The sequence below is a fragment of the Shimia haliotis genome, from assembly GCF_900114415.1.
Taxonomy (GTDB): Bacteria; Pseudomonadota; Alphaproteobacteria; order Rhodobacterales; family Rhodobacteraceae; genus Shimia; species Shimia haliotis.
Window position 1 is genome coordinate 167,701 of record NZ_FOSZ01000002.1, and the last position, 18,686, is coordinate 186,386.

The following is an 18,686-nucleotide window of genomic DNA, read 5'->3' on the forward strand; positions in this document are numbered from 1 at the left end:
GGGTGGACTCCGGACACCGGCAGCCAACCTGGACTCCGCAAAGGGTCCAGCGGCCACCGGACGTGTCCGGGTCCAAGAGTTTGTTTTGTTGTGGTTTTCAGCAGGTCGCGGGTGGATGCCCGCCGGGGTGGCTTCCCAAAAAACCGGCCCTGTCGCTGGCGATATTGCGCGCTTCGCCCGCCCGTATACGTTTACGTCCAGGAAGGACCCGTACAATCGCCCTGCCACCCACTTCTCTCGCGAGTATATCGAACTTTTACCGCTCAGCGCCGGATTTGTCTCGCCTCGCGATGTCTCACCGAAAAATGTCTCACGGAGTCAGAACGGGTTGACAAATGCGCGTTGGCAAGGCCCGACGGACAACAATCCTGTTTGTCAGATCGGCATCTTGCTCGTAGCCTTACCCTTGGGTTCATGAGGTATTTCGGGAAACATGGTCAATCTCTTCATTTCCAACACAGATAACCGATGGTTCGATTTTCTGTATCGGAGCTCTCCACATTCCGAAGTGAACTTCTGGCAGCCAAGCGCCACGAATTTTCGAGCAATTACCCCCGGCGAGTTCTTTGTTTTTCGATTGAAATCACCGCGAAATGTTATTGGGGGCTTCGGCGTCCTATCGACGGCAACCATTTTGCCAATCAAGATTGCCTGGGACGCGTTCGGGCAGGCAAACGGCGTTGCAAGCCTGACCGATTTTGTTGAGTTCATTCAAAACTATCGAAAAGATGAACGCGTCAGCCCGCAAAGCTTGATCGGATGCAGGGTTCTGACGCAACCGGTGTTCCTCGACGAACGGAACTGGTCAGAGCTTCCTTCATCCTGGTCGAGAAACATTGTTGGCGGCAAGACGTTCTCGACAGGGGAGCCAGAGGGCGCGGCCCTCTGGAACAAACTGGATCAGCTTTTGTCTTCTCATCAGGTTGCAAGCGGCATGGCTGAGGCGGCCGAACGTTTCGGCGGTCCCCAACTGGTCTTGCCGCGCCTGGGACAGGGATCTTTCCGAATCTCTGTCATAGAAGCCTACAAGCACCAGTGCGCGTTGACAGATGGCAGAGTTTTACCTGCTCTGGAGGCGGCGCATATCAAGCCCTATGCCGAAGGAGGGCAGCACACTCGATCGAACGGTATTCTTTTGAGGCGAGATATTCACAGCGTGTTTGATGCCGGTTACGCGATGATTGATGACGACTTCCGCTTTGTGGTCAGCGACAGGGTTCGAACGGTTTTCAACAACGGAAACGAATATCGCCGCCTGAATGGGCAGAAGCTTCGTTTGCCCGACAATCCCACCGATTTTCCAGACAAGGATTTCCTGCGATGGCACGCAGAAAACCGTTTTGAGGCGAGCTGACATCACTTCAAGCTTTAGAAATGACATGTTGGCGCGATAGCTTTTCATGAACGCTTTTTCCGTTCAGCCTCCAGACCATGACCGCAATTCCGTACTGCCACCTGCGGTTCGCGGTCGCCCGGCTGATCCCCATCTCCCAGCATATCGGTTTCCACGGCGTGCGCTCGGCACGCAGCCAGACGATCCGGGCATCGTCCCGTTCCAGCCAGCGCAGCCAGAGCAACGCCTCCTCGGCCTCAGTGATCTGGCGCGGGCCCGGTCGGGGCCGCCGCATCTGCGGCTCCTGACCAACCTTGTCCGCGAAGCTGTGGAAATACTCGGGCCAGGCGTTGAAGAAGCCCTGCGGCATGACGCCGGGCAAGTTGCGGAAGACGTCGACCGCGCTCTCCAGCCGGTCCTCCACCCGTGTGGTTGTCCAATCACCCATGGCGCGCCTGCCGTTCCAGTTTGCCATACAGGCGCTCGCCAAGCTGGCGCACCAATTCGCGCTCAGGCCAGGTCAGCCGGTCATCGTCAATTGCGACGGCCAGCAGCCCTTGTTCCTTCCAGCCGTCCCGTTTGACCTCGTCGGGCTGGCGACGATTGCCGCCATAGCCCTTGGGTGTGAAGCGCATTCCGGTCATTGCGCACCTCCGTGGGTTTCCATGGCCCAAAGCAGGATCGCGATGGCATCGGCCTCATTGTCATCAACTGGGCTGAACCCGCGCGCCCGGGCGGCGGCGATCATGGCGTCCTTGTTGGCGTTGCCCTTGCCGGTGGCGTGGCGCTTGATCGTACCGACTGGCACGCCCTCGTATGGCACGCCGCGCAGCTCGGCCCATGCCGTCAGCGTGGCCATCAGACCGCCATAGACGTGGGCCGCATCCGTGCCCGCGTGGCGACGGACCTCTTCGAACCAGATGGCAGCGATAGGCCCGGACAACCGCTCCAACTCGCCCAGCCAATTCGTGAAGCGCAGGTATCGCATCCCACCGCCATCGAACCGTCCATTGCGGAACGATGCTGTGCCGCTGGTGATCAGCCCGTCGGCGCCATGCAGCGCCCAGCCCGCGGTTGTGCCGAGATCGAGCGCCAGCAATGTGCGCTGGCGGGTAAACGCAGGTGGCACGTTCTGGACGGCGTTCTGATTGGGGTTGGTCATGGTCTGGTCCGCCATGGGCTTTCTCCTTTTGTGATTGGCTGCTCGAGGGGTGGATCGGGCCAGACTGCGGCCCGAGAAATTGCCCAGGGGTAGGTGGTGGCTCTCCCCGCCTGTAGCGGGGAGGACACCTACCCCTTTAGGGGGGACTTTTCTGAAATCTGAAATCTGGCATAGGGCACTGATTTTGTTAGACAAATCCAGATTGCGGAGCAGATTTCGGAAACCCCCTTCCAAAATCTGGAAAGGACCTTCCAAGTCGCTGAAACCAAATGGTAAAAGCCAGATTCCAGATTTCGCCAGGATTTCAGATTTTGCAAAATCTGGCCAGATTTCAGACTTTTGCACCCAGATTTCGGAAGGCAAAACGGCGTGTTTCATCATGCGTCCTCCACCTCGCGATAGACCCAGACAGACGGGTTTTCGACGGGCAGAACGGCACCGGTCTGTGGGCATTTGTAGTGGCTGGGCAGGACATCGATCAGCTCCGGTGTGACCTCTCCGGTGCCTGAATCGACACGCTCCCTGCTGGTTGCAAGACGCATGGTCTCGACGCAGAGATAGCCATATTTGCTCCGCTCGGTCGCCAGATCCAGCGCAGTCGCAGCGGCCCCGCGGACGAACTTCACGTAGCCTTTCGTGGTCAGCACGTTCAGCCGTTCACGGATGATCGATTGCCCACCAAGACCTCCAGTGTTCTCGAAGGTCTCCGCGAAATGGGTCATCGTGTACATTCGACCCTGAAGCGCCTCTTCGTACAGCAGGCCGCAGATCACCTCGCCCTTGCGATCCCGTTCTGCATCATGCTTCGCGCCGACGTCCTTGCGCACCAGCCGTTCGTTCATCGGGTTGATCTCGACCCATTGGCCGCCGACCTTGTCGATTACCTTGGGCGGCAGCGCAGGGCCATTGCGCAGTTCGATTTCCAGCTTGCGTTCCGGGGCCTCCTCGTCGGGACGGTGCAGGATCAGGCCCGAGGTATAGAACCCGCGCAGCGCGCTGGCGCCGGAGAGCGCGAGGAAAGGATCGTCCTTCACCTGCTGCTTGCTGAGCTTCTTGGTGTGATGGATCAGGATGACCCCGCAGTCGGGGTCGATATGGTCGCGCAGGACCTCGACCCGTTCCTTCAGGAAAAACATCATGGCTGTGTTGTCGTTTTCGCCGCCGCCATCGGGCCCGCCGTCGAAGAGGTTTCGGATCGGATCGACGCAGAGAATGTCGGGCGGTGCCTCCGGGAACGCGGTTTGCACGGCGCGCGAAACCCGCACGCTGCCCTCGTTGTCGAGCAACATCTTCAGCTTGGGTGTGGCGACGAAGGTATCGCGCGCGGCCGCCAGCACCTCCGGCGGCAGGGCAATCTGCTTCAGCCGCTCGCGCAGATAGTGATACTGGATCTCGGCCTGCAGGTAGAAGATCCGCAAGGGCCGTGGCGGCGTGAAGCCGAGGAACGGCACGCCTGCCGCCATGTGCACGAGCCAGGAGATCAGAAGGTCGCTTTTGCCAACCTTGGGCGCGCCACCCAGCACCAGCAGCCCACCTGGCGTCAGCACGCGCGGCGCAATGATGTCCTGCGGCATGGGGCTCTGGTCGTCCAGCAGCGCGCCGAGCGTGAAGGCAGGCATGTCCTCCGGCCCCGGTGCGCCGGAGTTCAGCCGGATCAGCGGCGGGCCGTACTTCTCGACATGCCGGTTCCAGAGGCGCTCGGACTCGCGCTTCAGCCGTTCGACCGGCCACTCAGGCCGCAGCATCGCGGCGTTGTAGCCGCAGATGCCTTCCCAGCCCTCGTCCTTTGTTATCCGGCCCTCATGAACCATCCGGATGAAATGCCCGATCGCGGCCGACGCACCCTCGAAACGGGACCAATCGTCCTGCGCCCCCTCGCGCACCGGCGTGACCAGCACATCGTCCATGGCGGGTTTGTCCGGATGGGTGAACTCGGGTTGCAGCGACACGCCCGGCGCGGGCGGCATGTCCGTCACGACCTCGATGAACTCGGCCAGATCGCGTTCCCGGTCGGCGTTCAGCTCGACAATCCGCACCTGCGTCTTGAGGCTGTTCTTGTAATAAACGCTGCCTGCGACCCGGATCGGCTGGTGGGCGGAGCGGAAATGCATGTCCCCACCGACCTTGGCTGCAATGTCACCGCGCAGTCGGCAGACGCGGCGAATATCATCGCCCTCGGCAGGCTCGGTCAGCGCCCACCAGACATGGGCTTTCCGCTGCCCCTCCGGCGTCAAGCCACCGCTTTCCACCACCATGGTCGGCGCGCCAAGATGGCGCTCCAGATGGGCCCGCTTGGCGGCAATATCGCCGGTGTCGAGATCAACCACGACGGTCTGCATCTGCAGGATCTCGGCAGCCTTTGCCTGACCGGGTGCGGCCACGGTGCCGGGGATCACATAGACAGCCGCGCCCTCGCGTGAGGCCCATGTGGCGAAGGTCGCCATCTTATCGGGGGCGGCCTGATCCGCCTCGAGCCAGATGTTGTGCGGGCGGCCATCGATGCCCTGACCCTTGTCGATGAAACTGCGGACCGGAATCAGGCCTTCGCAGTAGCCGAAGACGACCTGCATGAACTGGGCGATCTGCTCGGGATCAGGCTCGTCGCCGAACACATCAATCTGCGGGGCCGCGTCGTTGAAGTCGCGCCACGGATTGAAATGGACGACGTTTTTCGTCGGCATATCTGGAGTTGTGTCGTCGCGCATGGGTGTGTCCTGGTCGGGATCTGATGGATCGGTGGGCTCGTCGGTCATCTGGCCAGCCCCCAACACCGCTCGGAATGGGCGCAGAACCGGCATTCGAAGAAGTCACGGTTGGCGGCGATGCGGGGCAGCAGCTCGCCCGCGTCGGTGGCCTGCAGGATCCGCACGGCGCGGTCAGACATGCGCTGCGCGAGATCGGCATCGAAGGGGACGAGCTCATGGTGCAGCTCGGCCGTGTCCTTGTTGATCGCCGTAAACAGCGCCGGTGAGGCCGAAATTCCCGGCACCGAAGACTCCATGTAAGCTTGGTAGATCGCGATCTGGGCGGCGTAGACGGGCTTGGAAACCGTGACCCCATCCTTGACGCAGGCGCGCCAGTTCTTCGCGTTCATCGTCTTGCATTCCCAGAGCGCCGGGGCGCGCAGACCAAGTGCTGCCGGGGCATCAGCGATGATCCCGTCGACATGGCCGCGGATGCGACCGCCCGCGACGGAGAAGCCGAACTGGCCGCCATCGCGTTTTTGGGTCACCAGATCGATCTCGGCCGCGCGCAGCCAGCGGATCGCCAGATCCTCGAGTTGATGACCAATCGCGAAGATCCGCAGCGTCTGGCCGCCGAAGTCGGCACCCTCATCCTTGGGCGCGCCGGCGAACTCGAACTGAAGCGCGCGTTCGCAGGCATGACCCAAGCGGGATGCGCCGAGATAGGTCCTGGGCGGCGTGGCCTCGCGCTCGGCAATGAGAGCGGCGTCGATCAGTTCGTTGATCCGCTCGGCCATCGAGGGACGCGGGTTGAAATCCAGCATCAGAACGGCACCTCCGGTGATTGAGCCCGGGCGATGTCGGCCATGGCCTCGCGGAAACCCTCGACGGCCTCCTCAATCAGGGCACGCACCTGTGCCTCGGTCAGATCGGCGAAGGCGGTCTGCCAGCCGATCTCGTCCATCAGCATGGCGATGCGTTTCATGGTGGCGGTGACGGCGGTGCGTTCTTCTTCTGTCAGGTCAACCATGGCAAACCGCTCCCGCGCCAAACGCGTCCACAAGCCTTGGCAGGGCATCGAGCAGAACCAGACCGATGGCCGGGGCCGCCTCGACCGGACCGGATCGCGCCAGCCAAAACCACGCGTGGGTTGCCGGCAAACAGCACAGAGCGTTCCACGCGGATGCCAGAGACGCCGCCGGTCCTCGGCCGGCATGGGGACTAAAGATGTCATGGGTCATGCCGCCCTCCGTTCGGGACCAGCCACCGCATTTACGGCTGCATGGATGGCGCGCTTGTTGAAGCCGAAGGTCATCAATGCCGAGGCGCGATAGCGCGTCAGGCCGAAGTCGTGGCGACACTCGGCAGGCAGGTATTTCAGCTGCTTGTCGGTCGGCGGCTGACGCAGCCACGACTTGGTCTTGAAGGCGCTTTCATCGCTTTCGTGGGTGTTCAGCCAGTCGTCGGCCTGAGCGAGGCAGACGGCGCGCTCGCCGACGCCCAGCAAGCGTGGCCGCTCGCCCTTGGCCCCGCCGATGGCGTACCAGACGCCGTCCATCCAGAAGATACCGCCCCAGGCCGAAAAGCCCGTGGCCATCAGAGCATCGTCCGTCCCGAAGAGATCGACCCATGCGAAGCTCGAGCGTTTCAGCAGATCGATTTCGGTCATCACAAAGCCCGAGAGTGGCACTGCGTCCGTGCCGGTCTGGCCTTCTTCCTGCAGCAATACCTCACCGCAGAGCGGGCATTCGGTGGCGGCAAGTGGAATCTCCGCTGCGCAGGCCGGGCAGGATTTGGTCGGGGCTTCACCGGTGCCGATCTTGCCATCGAGATCGACATCCTGTTCCAGCGTGCCGTGGATCAGGCTCGATGTGCCGAAATCCAGCACCACGCAGTCGGTCTTGACGATGCCGGGGTGTTCTTCCGGATCGACCGTGCGCAGCCCGCGCCCGACCATTTGGATCATGGTGGATTTGTAGGAACTGGGCCGCAGCAGCACCACACAGGAGGTGGGCGGATGGTCCCAGCCTTCAGTGAGCACGGCCACGTTAACGACCACGCGGGTCTTGCCCGACGCGTAATCAGCCAGGATGGCCTTGCGTGTCTCGGAAGCCAGATCGCCATGGATCAGCGCAGCCGTGATCCCCGCAGCGCGGAAGGCCTCGGTCACATGGTCCGCGTGGGCGACGGTTGAACAGAAGACGACCGTCTGACGGTCGCCTGCCTTCTCACGCCAATGGCGGATCACCTCGTCGGTGACAGGCGCGCGGTCCATGATGTCGGCCACCTCGGTCATGTCGAAATCCGCGCTGGTCTTGCGGACCGACTTCAATTCCTCCTGCACGCCCACATCGATGACAAAGGTGCGGGGCGGCACGAGGTGGCCAGAAGTGATCAACTCACCCAAACGGACCTGGTCAGCGACATTGTCGAAGACCTCGCGCAAACCTTTCTTGTCGCCCCGGGCCGGCGTTGCCGTCACCCCGAACACCCTCGCGTCGGGATTTGCATCGCACACCCGGTCAATGATGCGGCGGTAGCTGTCCGCCACCGCGTGATGCGCCTCATCGATCACCAGAAGATCAAGCCGCGGCATGTCGGCCAGGTTCGATGCCCGCGCCAGCGTCGGCACCATGGCAAAGGTGACGTCACCGCCCCAGGATTTCTCGGCGGCGTCGACCACGGATGTCGACGCCTCCGGCACCACGCGCTGGAACTTGGCGCGGTTCTGTGCCGTCAGCTCGTCGCGGTGGGCCAGAACACAGGCCTTGGCACCATCATCGATCATCTCGCCGGTAACCGCCGAAAGCATGATGGTCTTGCCCGCGCCGGTAGGAGCCACGCCGAGCGTGTTGCCGTGTTGTTCGAGCGCAGCAACACTGCGCTCGACGAAGGTTTTCTGACGGGGGCGAAGGCGCATGACCGATCCCCCTTACTGCGCCCAGCTCGGCCGCCCGGGGGCACCGGGGCTGACTGCTGGTGGATTTGACGAGGACGTCTGGGCGGCAGCATTCTGCTGCGGGGCATTGCCGCTGAACTGGAGCGGCGCCGTGCCCATGATCTGCGCATAGTCGCGATGATCTGGCGTCACCGCGCTACGGATCTCGTTCTTGTCGTCACCGCTGGCATCTGTGCCGATGTCGATGCGGGCGACGAACTCGATGCCGTCGAGATCGGAAAAGCCGCTGATGCGCCGTGCTGCCTGCGCCTCGGGCGACATGTCCTTGTCGGAAATCCCGCGTGCCGAGTTCAACATGCCGCGCACCAGGCTGCGGCCCATGTTGGTCCAGTCCGGACCCTTGGGACTGTAGAGCCCGATCAGCGTGAAAATCTTGCGGCGGGCATATTGCCCTTCGGTGACGGTGAACTCGCCGTTCAGATACACCGCGCCTGTAGAGCCGCGCGTGGCATAGCCGCCAGTCCAGCCCTGCGAGGCATCGTCGAATCCGCCGGGACGGATGGTCAGCCGCACCTTGGCCAGCGTGCCCTTGGGAATGAGGTTGGTATTGCTCTGTGCGTCGTTGAAATCGTTCCAGGAACCCATGGGGAACCTCCTTCTTTGTTCAGGATTGCGATTGGGATTCGTCGGTGGCCGCCGGATCGGCGGGTGGCGGGGTGTAGGTCAGCCTGTCGGGCGCCGGGCTAGCGGGCGTCCGGATTTTCGCCATCAGGCGGCCGAGATGTGGCTCTTCGACTTGGGTAAGCCGCCCGGAGCGGTCCTTGGCCGGGAAACCCCAGGGGTTGATCGTCTGGCAGACAAAGGCCCGGTACGGATCACCGCCATCGGCCTTCAGTTCCGCCATGGTGATCACCTCATCGACGATCCCCGGCAGTTCGAGGCCTGTCTTTGAGCCGTCGATCTGCGGCTGGAACACCTTGCGATTGAAGTCGTCGAGCTTCTCGTCGAGGATCCCGACAAACCAGACATTCTTTGCGCGCGTGTGCTGCAGATGGGTGAGCCAGCCGATCATCTCGCGGCCGTGCAGACCATACGCCCCGCGCACATCCGGCTTGCCGGTCTTCTCCGACAGCGCCTCGGGCTGGCCCTCGCACCAGCCGAAACACAGCCGCCCAGCGACAGTGATCGAATCCACGAAGATCGTTTCGTAGCGGTCAAGCGCTGCCGGATCGCCAAAGCGCTCGCACACGGCGTCATAATGCGCCGGGCTGTAGGGTTGCTCGTCGCGCAGCGCCGGGTTGGGTCCGCCGATGAACACCGCGAAATCCCGGCATTCCGTCCAGGTGCGCGGCCGGATGCTGTCACCTGCCCAGCCCTCGATGGCGAGATCGCCCGCTTCGAGATCCATGAACAGCGTGCGCTCAGCGTCGAGGGTCCAGAGCAGCGAGGTTTTCCCGATTCCGGATTTCCCGAAGATGCAGCCCTTGATTCCGCGCGGCTCGGCCAACCGCTGGTCGGCGCTGATGATGGGGAGGCTCACTGGTCAGCCCCCTGCGCGAGGATCTCGACCTTCAGCGTGCCGGGCCGGACCGTGCGCGCCGGTTCGAAGCCTTGCCGGATCGCCTCGGGCCAGGCGGCGTATTTGCGCTCGGGCACCTTGTAGGCGAGATCGACATATTCGGCGGGGTCGTCGCCGGCATCACGGATCCGCGCGACCATGTCGGCCAGTCGGTCCTGATCCCAATCCACCCGCTTCGGCAGATCAGCGACCACGGTGAAATCGCCATCATCAAAGCGGACTGTGCCGGTGTCTTTGCCCGAAACCTTCCGTTCTTCGGCGGCCCGGGTGGCATAGCGGACGGCCAGTCCGGCATCGAAGCGGGCCTTGGCCGCCTTGTCGCGCTTCATACGCTCGTCGATCTCGCGCTGCAGGATTGCCAGCAACTCGACCGGCAAGGCCGCGATCTCGGCCGCGCTGAGGGACGGCAGATCATCCGGCGTGGGGGTGTTCTCGGGGAATGGCATGAAATGGTCTCCATGATCGGTGAATAGGGATTGGAAGGCGGGCATCACGCGGCCTCCTGTTCGGCGAGCAACAGCTCGGACAGCGAGACAGCGGCGGCTTTTGGCTTGGGCCGGGCGACGGCGATGTAGGCGAACTGATCCGGGCCCACGCGCTCCTGCACGAGATGCACGAGGCCTTGCTCGGCGGCCCAGAAGGCCCGCGATCCAAGCCTGCTCAATTCGGCCCGCGCCGCATCCGACAGCCCTGAAAACACAGGGAAGATGTCGAGCACCAGAAAGCCGCGATGGTATTCCAGCCGGTCGCCGGGAACGGCCTGCGCCACCCAGGCGCAGAACTCGATCTCGGACAGCGGTCGGCTGGCGCGAACGGTGATAAAGGGTGTGGTTCCCATGAACATGATCTCCTCCTTTCGCCTCTACTCAGGCCGCAGCCACATCGTCCCAGGAGAGACCGATGCCATGAGCGGTGAGGACGTGGCGGAGATCGACAAGGCGGCGGTAAAGCGTGGACCGGCTGCCGAAACCTTCGGAGACCAGCGCCGAAATCGGGCGATGCGCCAGTGCTGCGCAGAGGCGACGATCCCCGAGCGGCAACCGTGAAATTGCGGTTTGCACGGCCTGATGCTGCTCAGTGGATGCACACGCGTTGGTCGCCTGGCCGTGCCAAGCGGACAGCCCATCGTCCTCACCGATTGTCTCGGCGAGCGGACGCTGGTCCTCAGAACCCGAGGGCGCATCGAGCGACAGCAACCCGCCACCCTGCGCCCTGCGTTCACGCATTATCCGGATCGCGATCCGTGAGGATTGATTGCGCAGGACCAGACCTGCGAATGCGCCGAGGCTGCCGCGTGCCGGATCAAAAGCTGGCAAGCGGCGCAGAAGATCGATCAGGAGATCCTGACCCAGATCCTCACGATCGCAGGCGGGCAAGCCCAGCCGCCGCCGCAGCCTCCAGGCCGCGGAGTCGGCCTCGGAGATGATGGTTTCAATGTCGTCGGGTGAGAGTTCGATCTGCATCGCTGTGCGCCTCGGTCATCGTTTCTGATGAGCCGAAACTGACGGATGCAGCTGGTGCTTTGGTGGGAACGATCTGGGAAAGTTCTGTGGGTTTCTGGGAGCCGCTAGCGCGACAACCTACCAATATCCCAGCCGGACCGTCGCACGATCAGTTCAAGGGACGGAGCCTTCGCAGAGTTTCTGCATCGACGTGTGGATCAGATCGGCGCGCGTTTCGATGAACTTCTGAAAATCACCGTCAACCAGATCGTCGTAAGGCACGCGATGGCTTTCGAGCCTGTGCCGAACCTGTTCTTCAGTGGCATTGGCATCCTGCCCGCGCTCCTCAAGATACTGCTTGGGGTTTTTGGCCGCGATCTTTCGATTGGTCTTCCAAGAGATCAGCGCACAATTCAGAGCGGAGTTCACCTCGTGATCGGGGAACTGATCCTGCACAAGGCTACGCGGGTAGACGTGGTGGTACTCGCGAAAGCGCACGTTGTCTGCGGTTGCTTTCGCCCCATCTGCGAAATCATAGCCGCCGTCATAGAGTGAGACCGCAATGATTGCCCGCCCAAGCCGGTCCTTGCGGCTCGGCCAGCCGCCGCGAATGAGCTCAGCGGCCGGAGGCAACGGATTTTGGGCCTCATCAAACAGATCCGGCGCGGCACTTGAATCCGGATTTACGATCATGTCCTGGATCGCCTTGTAGTCGGCGAAGGCACGTGTGGTTGCTGTCTTGAGATAGCGATCTGTGAAGCTGGCGCGCCAGATTGCTTTCCTGATCAACGTTCGCGCGCGCCCCTCCTGATCCGCACCGTCGACAGGAACATGCGCCCATAGGGCACCAGTCAGGTAGACAATCACCTCGGTTGGCAGCAAACGCTCATTGAAAATCGCTTCGTCCCGCAAGAACGACACGCCACGCTTCAATCCAACCACAACCTGATCCCAAACATTGGCCAGCTCGCTGCCGAATGCTGGGTCAAGATAAGTGCGCTTTAATGGTGGCTTGCCGTTCAGCAACGCCCCAATCGCCAAGGCCGCGTCTTCTACCTTTCCATAGTCGGCGGCGGCGGGAACCTTTTCGTTGAGTTCGGTAATCATGTCGTGCAGCGAGTCGCCGACAGCACCCTCGAGCTGTGCAACAACGATGTCGAAATCCTTCAGCGGCGATGCCGACGTGTTCATCTTAATGAAGACGTCGAGCGCCGTTTCCTGTTCCGTGGTCACAGGCAACGACAAGAAGGGAATGGGATAGGAGGCAAGCCTTTGGCGCAAACGCATGATGGCTTTGTCAGTCGCCTTGTCCGTCTCCGCCGCCTCGGTCCATTCGTCCATCGCGTGCTCACCTTTGGAGCCAGGGCAAAGAATAGAAACAGGGAAATAATTGCGCGCTAAACACTCGGCCGGATTGTCAGCCCAAAGAGGCATGCGTTTGCCAGACTTGGAAATATAGCGTTTCACGATTTCAATTTCGGGGCGCTCTTCGTTTTCCAACGAAACGAAGACCGTGAACTCGTCATAGTCATCAATCAGTGACCGCCACAGAGCTGTCATGCGCTGCTGCCCATCAAGCAGGTTCATTTGCGGCATGCCTTTTGGGCTCGGGGCTCCAGAGAGCGGCCGTGAGTGGAAAAGCTCCTTGTCACCCACCTCCAGGAGCAGAAGTGCGCCGATGGGCAGCGACGGAACACGAAGGATATTCTCCAGAACGCCTTCGATCTGGTTTGGTCGCCACGCCTCAAAGCGCTGGAATCTCGGGAGCGTCGGAAGCCCCTCGCGGACCATTGCAAACCAGTCTTCGACCGTTTTCGTGCGGGCTTCCATATGAAATTCCTACGTTAAATTCCTGTTCCTCAATGCTACTACAGCCGCCAATGAGAAGGACAGCGGCTTTTTCGGCGATGACGGGAAGCAGTGTTGGTTTGGGGATCCATCGGAGGTTAGTCGCGGTCGCGCTGCAACGGCTGCCTGCAGCTACTCGATTATCGTAATCCGCGAGGGATCGACCTGCAGTCGATAGCCTCTGCCATGCACCGTCCTGATCAAATCCTTTGCCTCGGCTTGCGAGAAGCCACATTCCACTATCTTATCGCGCATCTCCCGGACAAGATCTGACGCGGCCCGACCGGTTGTGTCCTCAAGAAAAGCCTTCGAGGCAAGCGAGTCCCTTGAACGTGCTTTATCCACCAGCCGTCGAAGCGACGGAAAAAGCTGGTGGGGGAAGGAAATGACGCAATTGCGCCATTCGATTGCGCCCGATTGCACGTGCACGACCAACTCCGCTTCTTCTGATGGAGGATCGAGGACCGAACTGCCTTGGCTGGCGGGATACCTTGATAGCGGCGCGGCTAAGACAGTTTCAGATCCAATGACATGGATCCCGGCGTCGATCAGATAGGCCGCTATCTCAGCCGGTGCTTGTGGCGCAATAAGTGTCGCAGGACTTGAACCAGACGACCTGCGAATAATCGGCACAAGCCCATCCAGTTTCAGAACAGACGTCTGAAAGATCAGGAAAACAAGCCTTCCAGCCTCCGTTTCACCGAGGTTCCAGAGGCCTGCCGCGACGGCTTCGGCTGGGCTTCGCAAGCCAGCCATAGTGGAAATCTCTCTTGCAAGACCGTTGAGATTGATCCGGAAAGACCGGACATCCTCGGCACTCAGGACAACGTCCTCACGAGGATCGAGCGGGCAATCGGCCTGGTATTGATCGCCGTTCTGTCGAATTGGCCGCGAGATCATTCCGCATTCACAGCGATCGCAGACATCCCAATCGCTTATTGGTGCTGCTTCGACCAAGACGCGCTTGCGCAAAAGTCTGTCAAACTCGGATCCGTAATGCGATTCTGCGACAGACCCCGAAAGAAAGGCGTCGTCGCCAGCCTCACTCAGCCGCGTCAATAACTGCAAAATCGTCTCGGTCATTCGTCAGCCCATTCCGTTCGATCAAGGTCATCACCCGCGCCTCATGCTGGGTGCGCCGGAACTGCACGACGCCGGGCGGGCGCAGTTTGACGGTCACCTGCGGTTGGCGCTTGCCATCGCCCTTGAACAGGATCCGAAAGACGATTTCACCAAGGCGCCATGATCCTGCAAACGACACCGGCGTGCCACCAAAATACCGAAGCGCTTCGCCGCCAAGGTCGCGCGACCGCAGCGTCCGCGTCACGCGCGGATATCCCTTCTTTCCAGGCACCATCAGGTCTGCCGCCGCCTCGATGATCAGGACGCGGTCAATCATGGGATCGTAGGCGTGATCAAACGCGAATTCGGGGCCCGCGAGTTCAACCGGTCGCAGCGTGTAGAGGTCTTGTGCATCATCACCGTCGAAAAAGCCCGGCCGCTCCAGGATAATCGCGGCGAAGAGTTCGGCGATCTCCGGTTGGTGGGCTTTTCTGATCCGGGCGAGCCGGAGCATGCCGGTGTTCTCGGAATAGCGCAGAACGGCATGAGCAATCTGCCGAACGCTGATGACCCGCTCCTGCAGGCCTTCGACAACCGGCATGGTCGAGACCATGGAGCCGTGACTGACCACCAGGTTGATCTCGTCGCCATCGGCGTAATCGCCGACCCGGCAGTAATCTCCCAGGAACGCGTTGCGGAACATCTCGGCGACAGCCTTTCGGAACGCCTCGACTTTCTCCTGCGTCAGGTCGATCGCTACGCCCCGTTCCTTCCCGGCGTACTCATGCAGTCGGTCAGCGGCCAGCATCGCCATATGATCGGCAGCGGCGTCGAATAGGTCGGGATGTTCCAGAAACACCCGAACGGCGATGTGCTTCGGCTCATGTGCCTTGTTAGGCGCATCCTCATCGCCTGTTTTCATGTCCGGGAACAAATCGATGCCCTGACGGTCAGCCTGGGTCTGAATAACTTCGAGGCCGCGTTTGTCGCCCAGTTCGGCGATACGGTGGAGATCGGCCCGTAAACCTTCTGGATAACTGTCCTCAGCCCCCGTCAGGAGGTCGTGTAGCGCGCCCCGTGCCGCATCTTCTTCCTGATCGAGCACATTGATGGAGAAATCGGTGAATTTGCCTTCGTGACGGGCCAGAAATGCTTTCATCAGGCTCAAATCAATTGTCTTAATGAACCGAGGATTCACGAACTTTTTCAAATTGCCGGCCATCGCGAATCTCCTTTTCCATGAAACGAATGTTCATAATATGTTCTCGCCCAAATGGCCGCAACCGTTGGGTGAACAGTTGGGACGGTTCCCGAGGCTGATGAGTAGAGGCCAAGAGAGACAACCGCTCCGAGGCCCGTATGAAACGACCCAATCCACTCCCACCCTGCCAGATGACGCCCGCAGAACGCCGCGCCGAGCTATGCGGCCTGCTGGCTCTCGGGCTGGTTCGATTGCGGATGCGAGATCGGGCAAAAGTATCTGACGAAATTGGAGAAAGTAGCCTACACTATCCGGCCGACGAATGGCGTCATGCAACTCCAACTCACCGGAGAAACTCATGACCAAACAAGATCCCATTCCCGCCCGCCTGGCCGCGCTCAAGACGACATCGACGCCAGACTTGAAGAAACAATGGCGTGAGCTGTTCGACAGCGAGCCACCGCCGTTCAATCGCCGCTATCTCGAAAGCCGCCTCGCATACCGCATCCAGGAGCTGGCCTATGGTGGTCTGAAGCCGGAGACGGTGAAACGTCTGGAAGCCCTTGGCGAGAAACTCGATGGCGGTGATCGCAAAAGGAGCCGCATCCGCGCTGACCTGACGCCCATCGTCGGGACGCGGTTGATCCGTGAATGGCACGGCGTCGAACACGTCGTCACCGTCACCGCCGACGGTTTTGACTGGCAGGGACGCCCCTACAAATCGCTCTCTTCCATTGCCCGCGCAATCACCGGCACACGCTGGAACGGCTGGGTGTTCTTTGGCCTGAAAAACCATCGGAGGGGCGCATGACCAAACCGATTGTTCGAAAACTGCGCTGCGCGATCTACACGCGCAAATCCTCCGAGGAAGGGCTGGAGCAGGAGTTCAACTCACTCCACGCCCAACGGGAGGCCTGCGAGGCCTATATCGCCAGCCAGCGCTCCGAGGGCTGGGTACTGGTCCGCGATCAATACGACGACGGTGGAGTTTCCGGCGGTACTCTGGACCGCCCCGGACTGCAGCGACTAACGGCGGACATTGAGGACGGGCTTGTCGACGTGGTGGTCGTCTACAAGATCGACCGCCTCAGCCGCTCGCTCGCCGACTTCGCCAAGTTGGTGGAGGTGTTCGACAGGAACGGCGTGACCTTCGTCTCAGTGACGCAGTCGTTCAACACCACCACGTCGATGGGGCGGCTGACGCTGAACATCCTGCTCAGCTTCGCCCAGTTCGAACGCGAGGTGACCGCCGAACGCATCCGCGACAAGGTCGCCGCCAGCCGCAAAAAGGGTATGTGGATGGGCGGGGTGCCGCCTTTCGGCTACCGCGTTGAAAATCGCAAACTGCTCATCGACGAGGAGCGCGCGGAGCATGTGCGCTGGATCTTCGCCCGCTTTCTCGAGATCGGTTCGGGAACGGAACTGGCCCGAGAAGTCGCTAAACGCGGCATCCGAACGCCCCGCGGGAACCGGATCGACAAGAAGTATCTCTACCGCATGCTGAACAACCGCGCCTATATCGGCGAGGCGGTCCACAAGGGCGAAAGCTATCCGGGCGAGCACGATGCTATCATCGACAGGGACGTCTGGGACAAGGTCCACACGATCCTGACCGAAAGCCCCCGCAAGCGCGCCGCTCGCACCCGAGCCGATATGCCCGCGCTGCTCAAAGGGCTGCTCTACGGTCCGGATGGAGCGGCGTTCTCGCCAACCCACACGCGCAAGGGCGGTAAGCTCTACCGGTACTATGTCAGTCAGACAGTTCTGAAGCACGGCGCCGGTACGTGCCCGGTCGGCCGCGTGCCCGCTGGAGAAATCGAAGCGGCAGTCATCGACCAGCTTCGCACTGTCTTCCGCCAACCCGAGATCGTGGCGGGCACGTGGAAGGCCGCGCACGCCGACGCCGACGACATCACCGAAGCCGACGCCCGCAGGGCCCTTCAGCAGCTTGATCCGCTGTGGGACGAACTCTTCCCTGCCGAGCAGGCGCGCATCGTGACGCTTTTGGTCCAGCGGGTCGATGTCGGCACCGATGGCCTGAATGTCCGGCTGCGCGTCGACGGTCTCAGTGGCCTTGCGCACGAGATGCTTGCAGACCGCATCGAGGCGGCTGCATGACCAGCAGAACGCCGATCCCGGACACCGTGACGCTGCACGTGCCATTCCGCATCGTAAAGCGCGGTGGGCGAAAGGAGATGCAGCTGCCAGAAGGCGCCCCGCAGTCGCGGCGGACCGACAACACGCTGGTCAAGGCGCTGGCGCGAGCGTTTCGCTGGAAGCGGATGCTGGAATCCGGCGAATTCACGACAATGGTAGAACTGGCCGAACACGAGGGGATTGCGCCGTCCTACATGACCCGTGTACTACGCCTGACCCTGCTCGCACCCGACATCGTCGAGGCGATTCTGGACGGCCAGCAGAGCGCAGAGCTGACGCTCGCACGCGTTCTGGAGCTATTTCCGGCTGAGTGGAGCAGACAGCTTCGTTAACTTCTGGTGCTGTCCTTGCATCGACCAATACCGCGCCCGTAAAAAAATCGGTTCCCACAAGTCAAACGGGTGGGGTGCTCCCTACGCGGAGAAGCTTTCTACTTCGTGGCGAACTCCGCACCAGGAAGCGTCTTGAATTTCGGGTACGTGTGTGACGCACCGTTGACTTCAAGCCGCCCGGCAAAAGAAATCTCATGCTTCACAAAAGTCTTCGCTGACAGCTTCTGGACCAGCCCCATATGATCAACTAGGATCAAAGCTCTCTCTGCAAATCGTCCTTGGCAGAGGTGCAAGGGCTGAAAGAATTGTACGACCCTCTAGATATGGTCAACTTGGCAGCAAGCATAGCTTGCGAACTCTTCCGACGGGAGGAGCGATCTCTCACGCCGTTCGATATCAAGGGAATATCCGACAGCGGTGGTATCTACGCAATATTCTACCGAGGAGCCGTCAAACCTTACCGGCTCTACAAGCACTTAAATAGCAGCGCCGGGATATTGCCGATTTATGTTGGAAAGGCTGCAGAGAGCGCAACCGTTAACGGGCTCCAAGACTTTCGCAGTGGGCCGGGGTCAAACAGTGTTAAGAAACGGCTTCAAACACACAAGCGGAAGATTGACAGTTTTTCTACTGGAGCTATCCCAGTTCAGACTTCTGACTTTTCTTTTAGGTTCCTTGGGCTGCCCGACGCTCACGTATCAATGGCTGAAGCGGGATTGATCACGTTCCTAAGCCCTATTTGGAATGGGGCGGGCTTTGGAAGTAATGCACCAGGTGGAGGCCGCCCAGGGAAGCTGCCGCCAAACTGGTTAGGATTGGCACATGGACCCAGTGCCCCCGGGTTGTCGCAATCGCAGGAAGACGATATTCGATCTAAGATCTTGGAACAGGCAAGAAAGGTTCTGCGAAAGCAGAATGACCCTCGGCTCGAGAGGGCAAGGTCAGCCATCCTCATTGCAGCACGAGCTTGAAAATAGGTCACGCCGT

Annotated in this window: 21 protein-coding genes; 5 read left to right on the forward strand and 16 right to left on the reverse strand. The window is 61.0% G+C overall.

Annotation, left to right across the window (positions count from 1 at the left end):
- The first annotated feature begins 433 nt into the window (after nt 1–433).
- The gene (locus BM069_RS06185) at nt 434–1,354 is read left to right on the forward strand and encodes an HNH endonuclease (protein ID WP_093321806.1); all 921 of its coding nucleotides are present in this window, start codon (nt 434–436) and stop codon (nt 1,352–1,354) included.
- 7 nt (nt 1,355–1,361) lie between these two features.
- Here BM069_RS06185 and BM069_RS06190 read toward each other — a convergent pair whose 3' ends face one another.
- From BM069_RS06190 to BM069_RS06265, 16 genes are all read right to left on the reverse strand, one after another.
- A complete protein-coding gene (locus tag BM069_RS06190) occupies nt 1,362–1,781 on the reverse strand; it encodes a DUF6362 family protein (protein WP_009811235.1) in 420 nt (139 codons plus the stop codon).
- Complete coding sequence (locus BM069_RS06195) at nt 1,774–1,977, reverse strand: hypothetical protein (RefSeq protein ID WP_093321809.1); 204 nt, start codon at nt 1,975–1,977, stop codon at nt 1,774–1,776. Before BM069_RS06195 ends, BM069_RS06190 begins: the two co-directional genes overlap by 8 nt.
- Nucleotides 1,974–2,510 (reverse strand): crossover junction endodeoxyribonuclease RuvC, encoded by a 537-nt coding sequence (locus BM069_RS06200; RefSeq protein WP_093321811.1) that lies wholly within the window; start codon nt 2,508–2,510, stop codon nt 1,974–1,976. Before BM069_RS06200 ends, BM069_RS06195 begins: the two co-directional genes overlap by 4 nt.
- A gap of 362 nt (nt 2,511–2,872) precedes the next feature.
- Entirely contained in the window at nt 2,873–5,248 is a 2,376-nt protein-coding gene (locus BM069_RS06205; protein ID WP_093321813.1) for an AAA family ATPase, read from the reverse strand.
- On the reverse strand, nt 5,245–6,003 hold the full coding sequence (locus tag BM069_RS06210; protein ID WP_093321816.1) for a hypothetical protein: 759 nt from the start codon (nt 6,001–6,003) through the stop codon (nt 5,245–5,247). The genes BM069_RS06205 and BM069_RS06210 overlap by 4 nt, the downstream gene beginning before the upstream one ends.
- A complete protein-coding gene (locus BM069_RS06215; protein WP_093321819.1) occupies nt 6,003–6,209 on the reverse strand; it encodes a DUF6511 domain-containing protein in 207 nt (68 codons plus the stop codon). The genes BM069_RS06210 and BM069_RS06215 overlap by 1 nt, the downstream gene beginning before the upstream one ends.
- On the reverse strand, nt 6,202–6,420 hold the full coding sequence (locus tag BM069_RS06220) for a hypothetical protein (protein ID WP_093321823.1): 219 nt from the start codon (nt 6,418–6,420) through the stop codon (nt 6,202–6,204). Before BM069_RS06220 ends, BM069_RS06215 begins: the two co-directional genes overlap by 8 nt.
- Nucleotides 6,417–8,099: a DEAD/DEAH box helicase gene (locus tag BM069_RS06225; RefSeq protein ID WP_093321825.1), complete on the reverse strand. Its 1,683-nt coding sequence runs from the start codon at nt 8,097–8,099 to the stop codon at nt 6,417–6,419. Before BM069_RS06225 ends, BM069_RS06220 begins: the two co-directional genes overlap by 4 nt.
- A 12-nt stretch (nt 8,100–8,111) precedes the next feature.
- The gene (locus BM069_RS06230) at nt 8,112–8,723 is read right to left on the reverse strand and encodes a hypothetical protein (protein WP_093321828.1); all 612 of its coding nucleotides are present in this window, start codon (nt 8,721–8,723) and stop codon (nt 8,112–8,114) included.
- Nucleotides 8,724–8,742: 19 nt separating this feature from the next.
- Nucleotides 8,743–9,618, reverse strand: a complete 876-nt coding sequence (locus tag BM069_RS06235; protein ID WP_093321831.1) for an ATP-binding protein — start codon at nt 9,616–9,618, stop codon at nt 8,743–8,745.
- Complete coding sequence (locus BM069_RS06240; protein WP_212611517.1) at nt 9,615–10,148, reverse strand: hypothetical protein; 534 nt, start codon at nt 10,146–10,148, stop codon at nt 9,615–9,617. Before BM069_RS06240 ends, BM069_RS06235 begins: the two co-directional genes overlap by 4 nt.
- Nucleotides 10,148–10,501 (reverse strand): hypothetical protein, encoded by a 354-nt coding sequence (locus tag BM069_RS06245; protein ID WP_170846693.1) that lies wholly within the window; start codon nt 10,499–10,501, stop codon nt 10,148–10,150. The genes BM069_RS06240 and BM069_RS06245 overlap by 1 nt, the downstream gene beginning before the upstream one ends.
- A gap of 22 nt (nt 10,502–10,523) precedes the next feature.
- Nucleotides 10,524–11,120: a sigma factor gene (locus BM069_RS06250; RefSeq protein WP_093321834.1), complete on the reverse strand. Its 597-nt coding sequence runs from the start codon at nt 11,118–11,120 to the stop codon at nt 10,524–10,526.
- A 153-nt stretch (nt 11,121–11,273) separates the two neighbouring features.
- A complete protein-coding gene (locus tag BM069_RS06255; protein WP_093321837.1) occupies nt 11,274–12,929 on the reverse strand; it encodes a DUF262 domain-containing protein in 1,656 nt (551 codons plus the stop codon).
- Between the two features lie 150 nt (nt 12,930–13,079).
- Complete coding sequence (locus BM069_RS06260) at nt 13,080–14,030, reverse strand: hypothetical protein (protein ID WP_093321841.1); 951 nt, start codon at nt 14,028–14,030, stop codon at nt 13,080–13,082.
- Nucleotides 13,990–15,231 (reverse strand): hypothetical protein, encoded by a 1,242-nt coding sequence (locus tag BM069_RS06265; RefSeq protein WP_093321844.1) that lies wholly within the window; start codon nt 15,229–15,231, stop codon nt 13,990–13,992. Before BM069_RS06265 ends, BM069_RS06260 begins: the two co-directional genes overlap by 41 nt.
- 337 nt (nt 15,232–15,568) lie before the next feature.
- Here BM069_RS06265 and BM069_RS06275 point away from each other — a divergent pair, with 337 nt between their 5' ends.
- The 4 genes from BM069_RS06275 (at nt 15,569) to BM069_RS20195 (ending at nt 18,670) form a co-directional block, all read left to right on the forward strand.
- Nucleotides 15,569–16,021: a DUF2924 domain-containing protein gene (locus BM069_RS06275; protein ID WP_093321849.1), complete on the forward strand. Its 453-nt coding sequence runs from the start codon at nt 15,569–15,571 to the stop codon at nt 16,019–16,021.
- A complete protein-coding gene (locus BM069_RS06280) occupies nt 16,018–17,328 on the forward strand; it encodes a recombinase family protein (protein ID WP_093321852.1) in 1,311 nt (436 codons plus the stop codon). The genes BM069_RS06275 and BM069_RS06280 overlap by 4 nt, the downstream gene beginning before the upstream one ends.
- Nucleotides 17,325–17,699, forward strand: a complete 375-nt coding sequence (locus BM069_RS06285; RefSeq protein ID WP_093321855.1) for a hypothetical protein — start codon at nt 17,325–17,327, stop codon at nt 17,697–17,699. The genes BM069_RS06280 and BM069_RS06285 overlap by 4 nt, the downstream gene beginning before the upstream one ends.
- A 323-nt stretch (nt 17,700–18,022) precedes the next feature.
- A complete protein-coding gene (locus BM069_RS20195) occupies nt 18,023–18,670 on the forward strand; it encodes an Eco29kI family restriction endonuclease (protein WP_425288671.1) in 648 nt (215 codons plus the stop codon).
- The last annotated feature ends 16 nt before the right edge of the window (nt 18,671–18,686 follow it).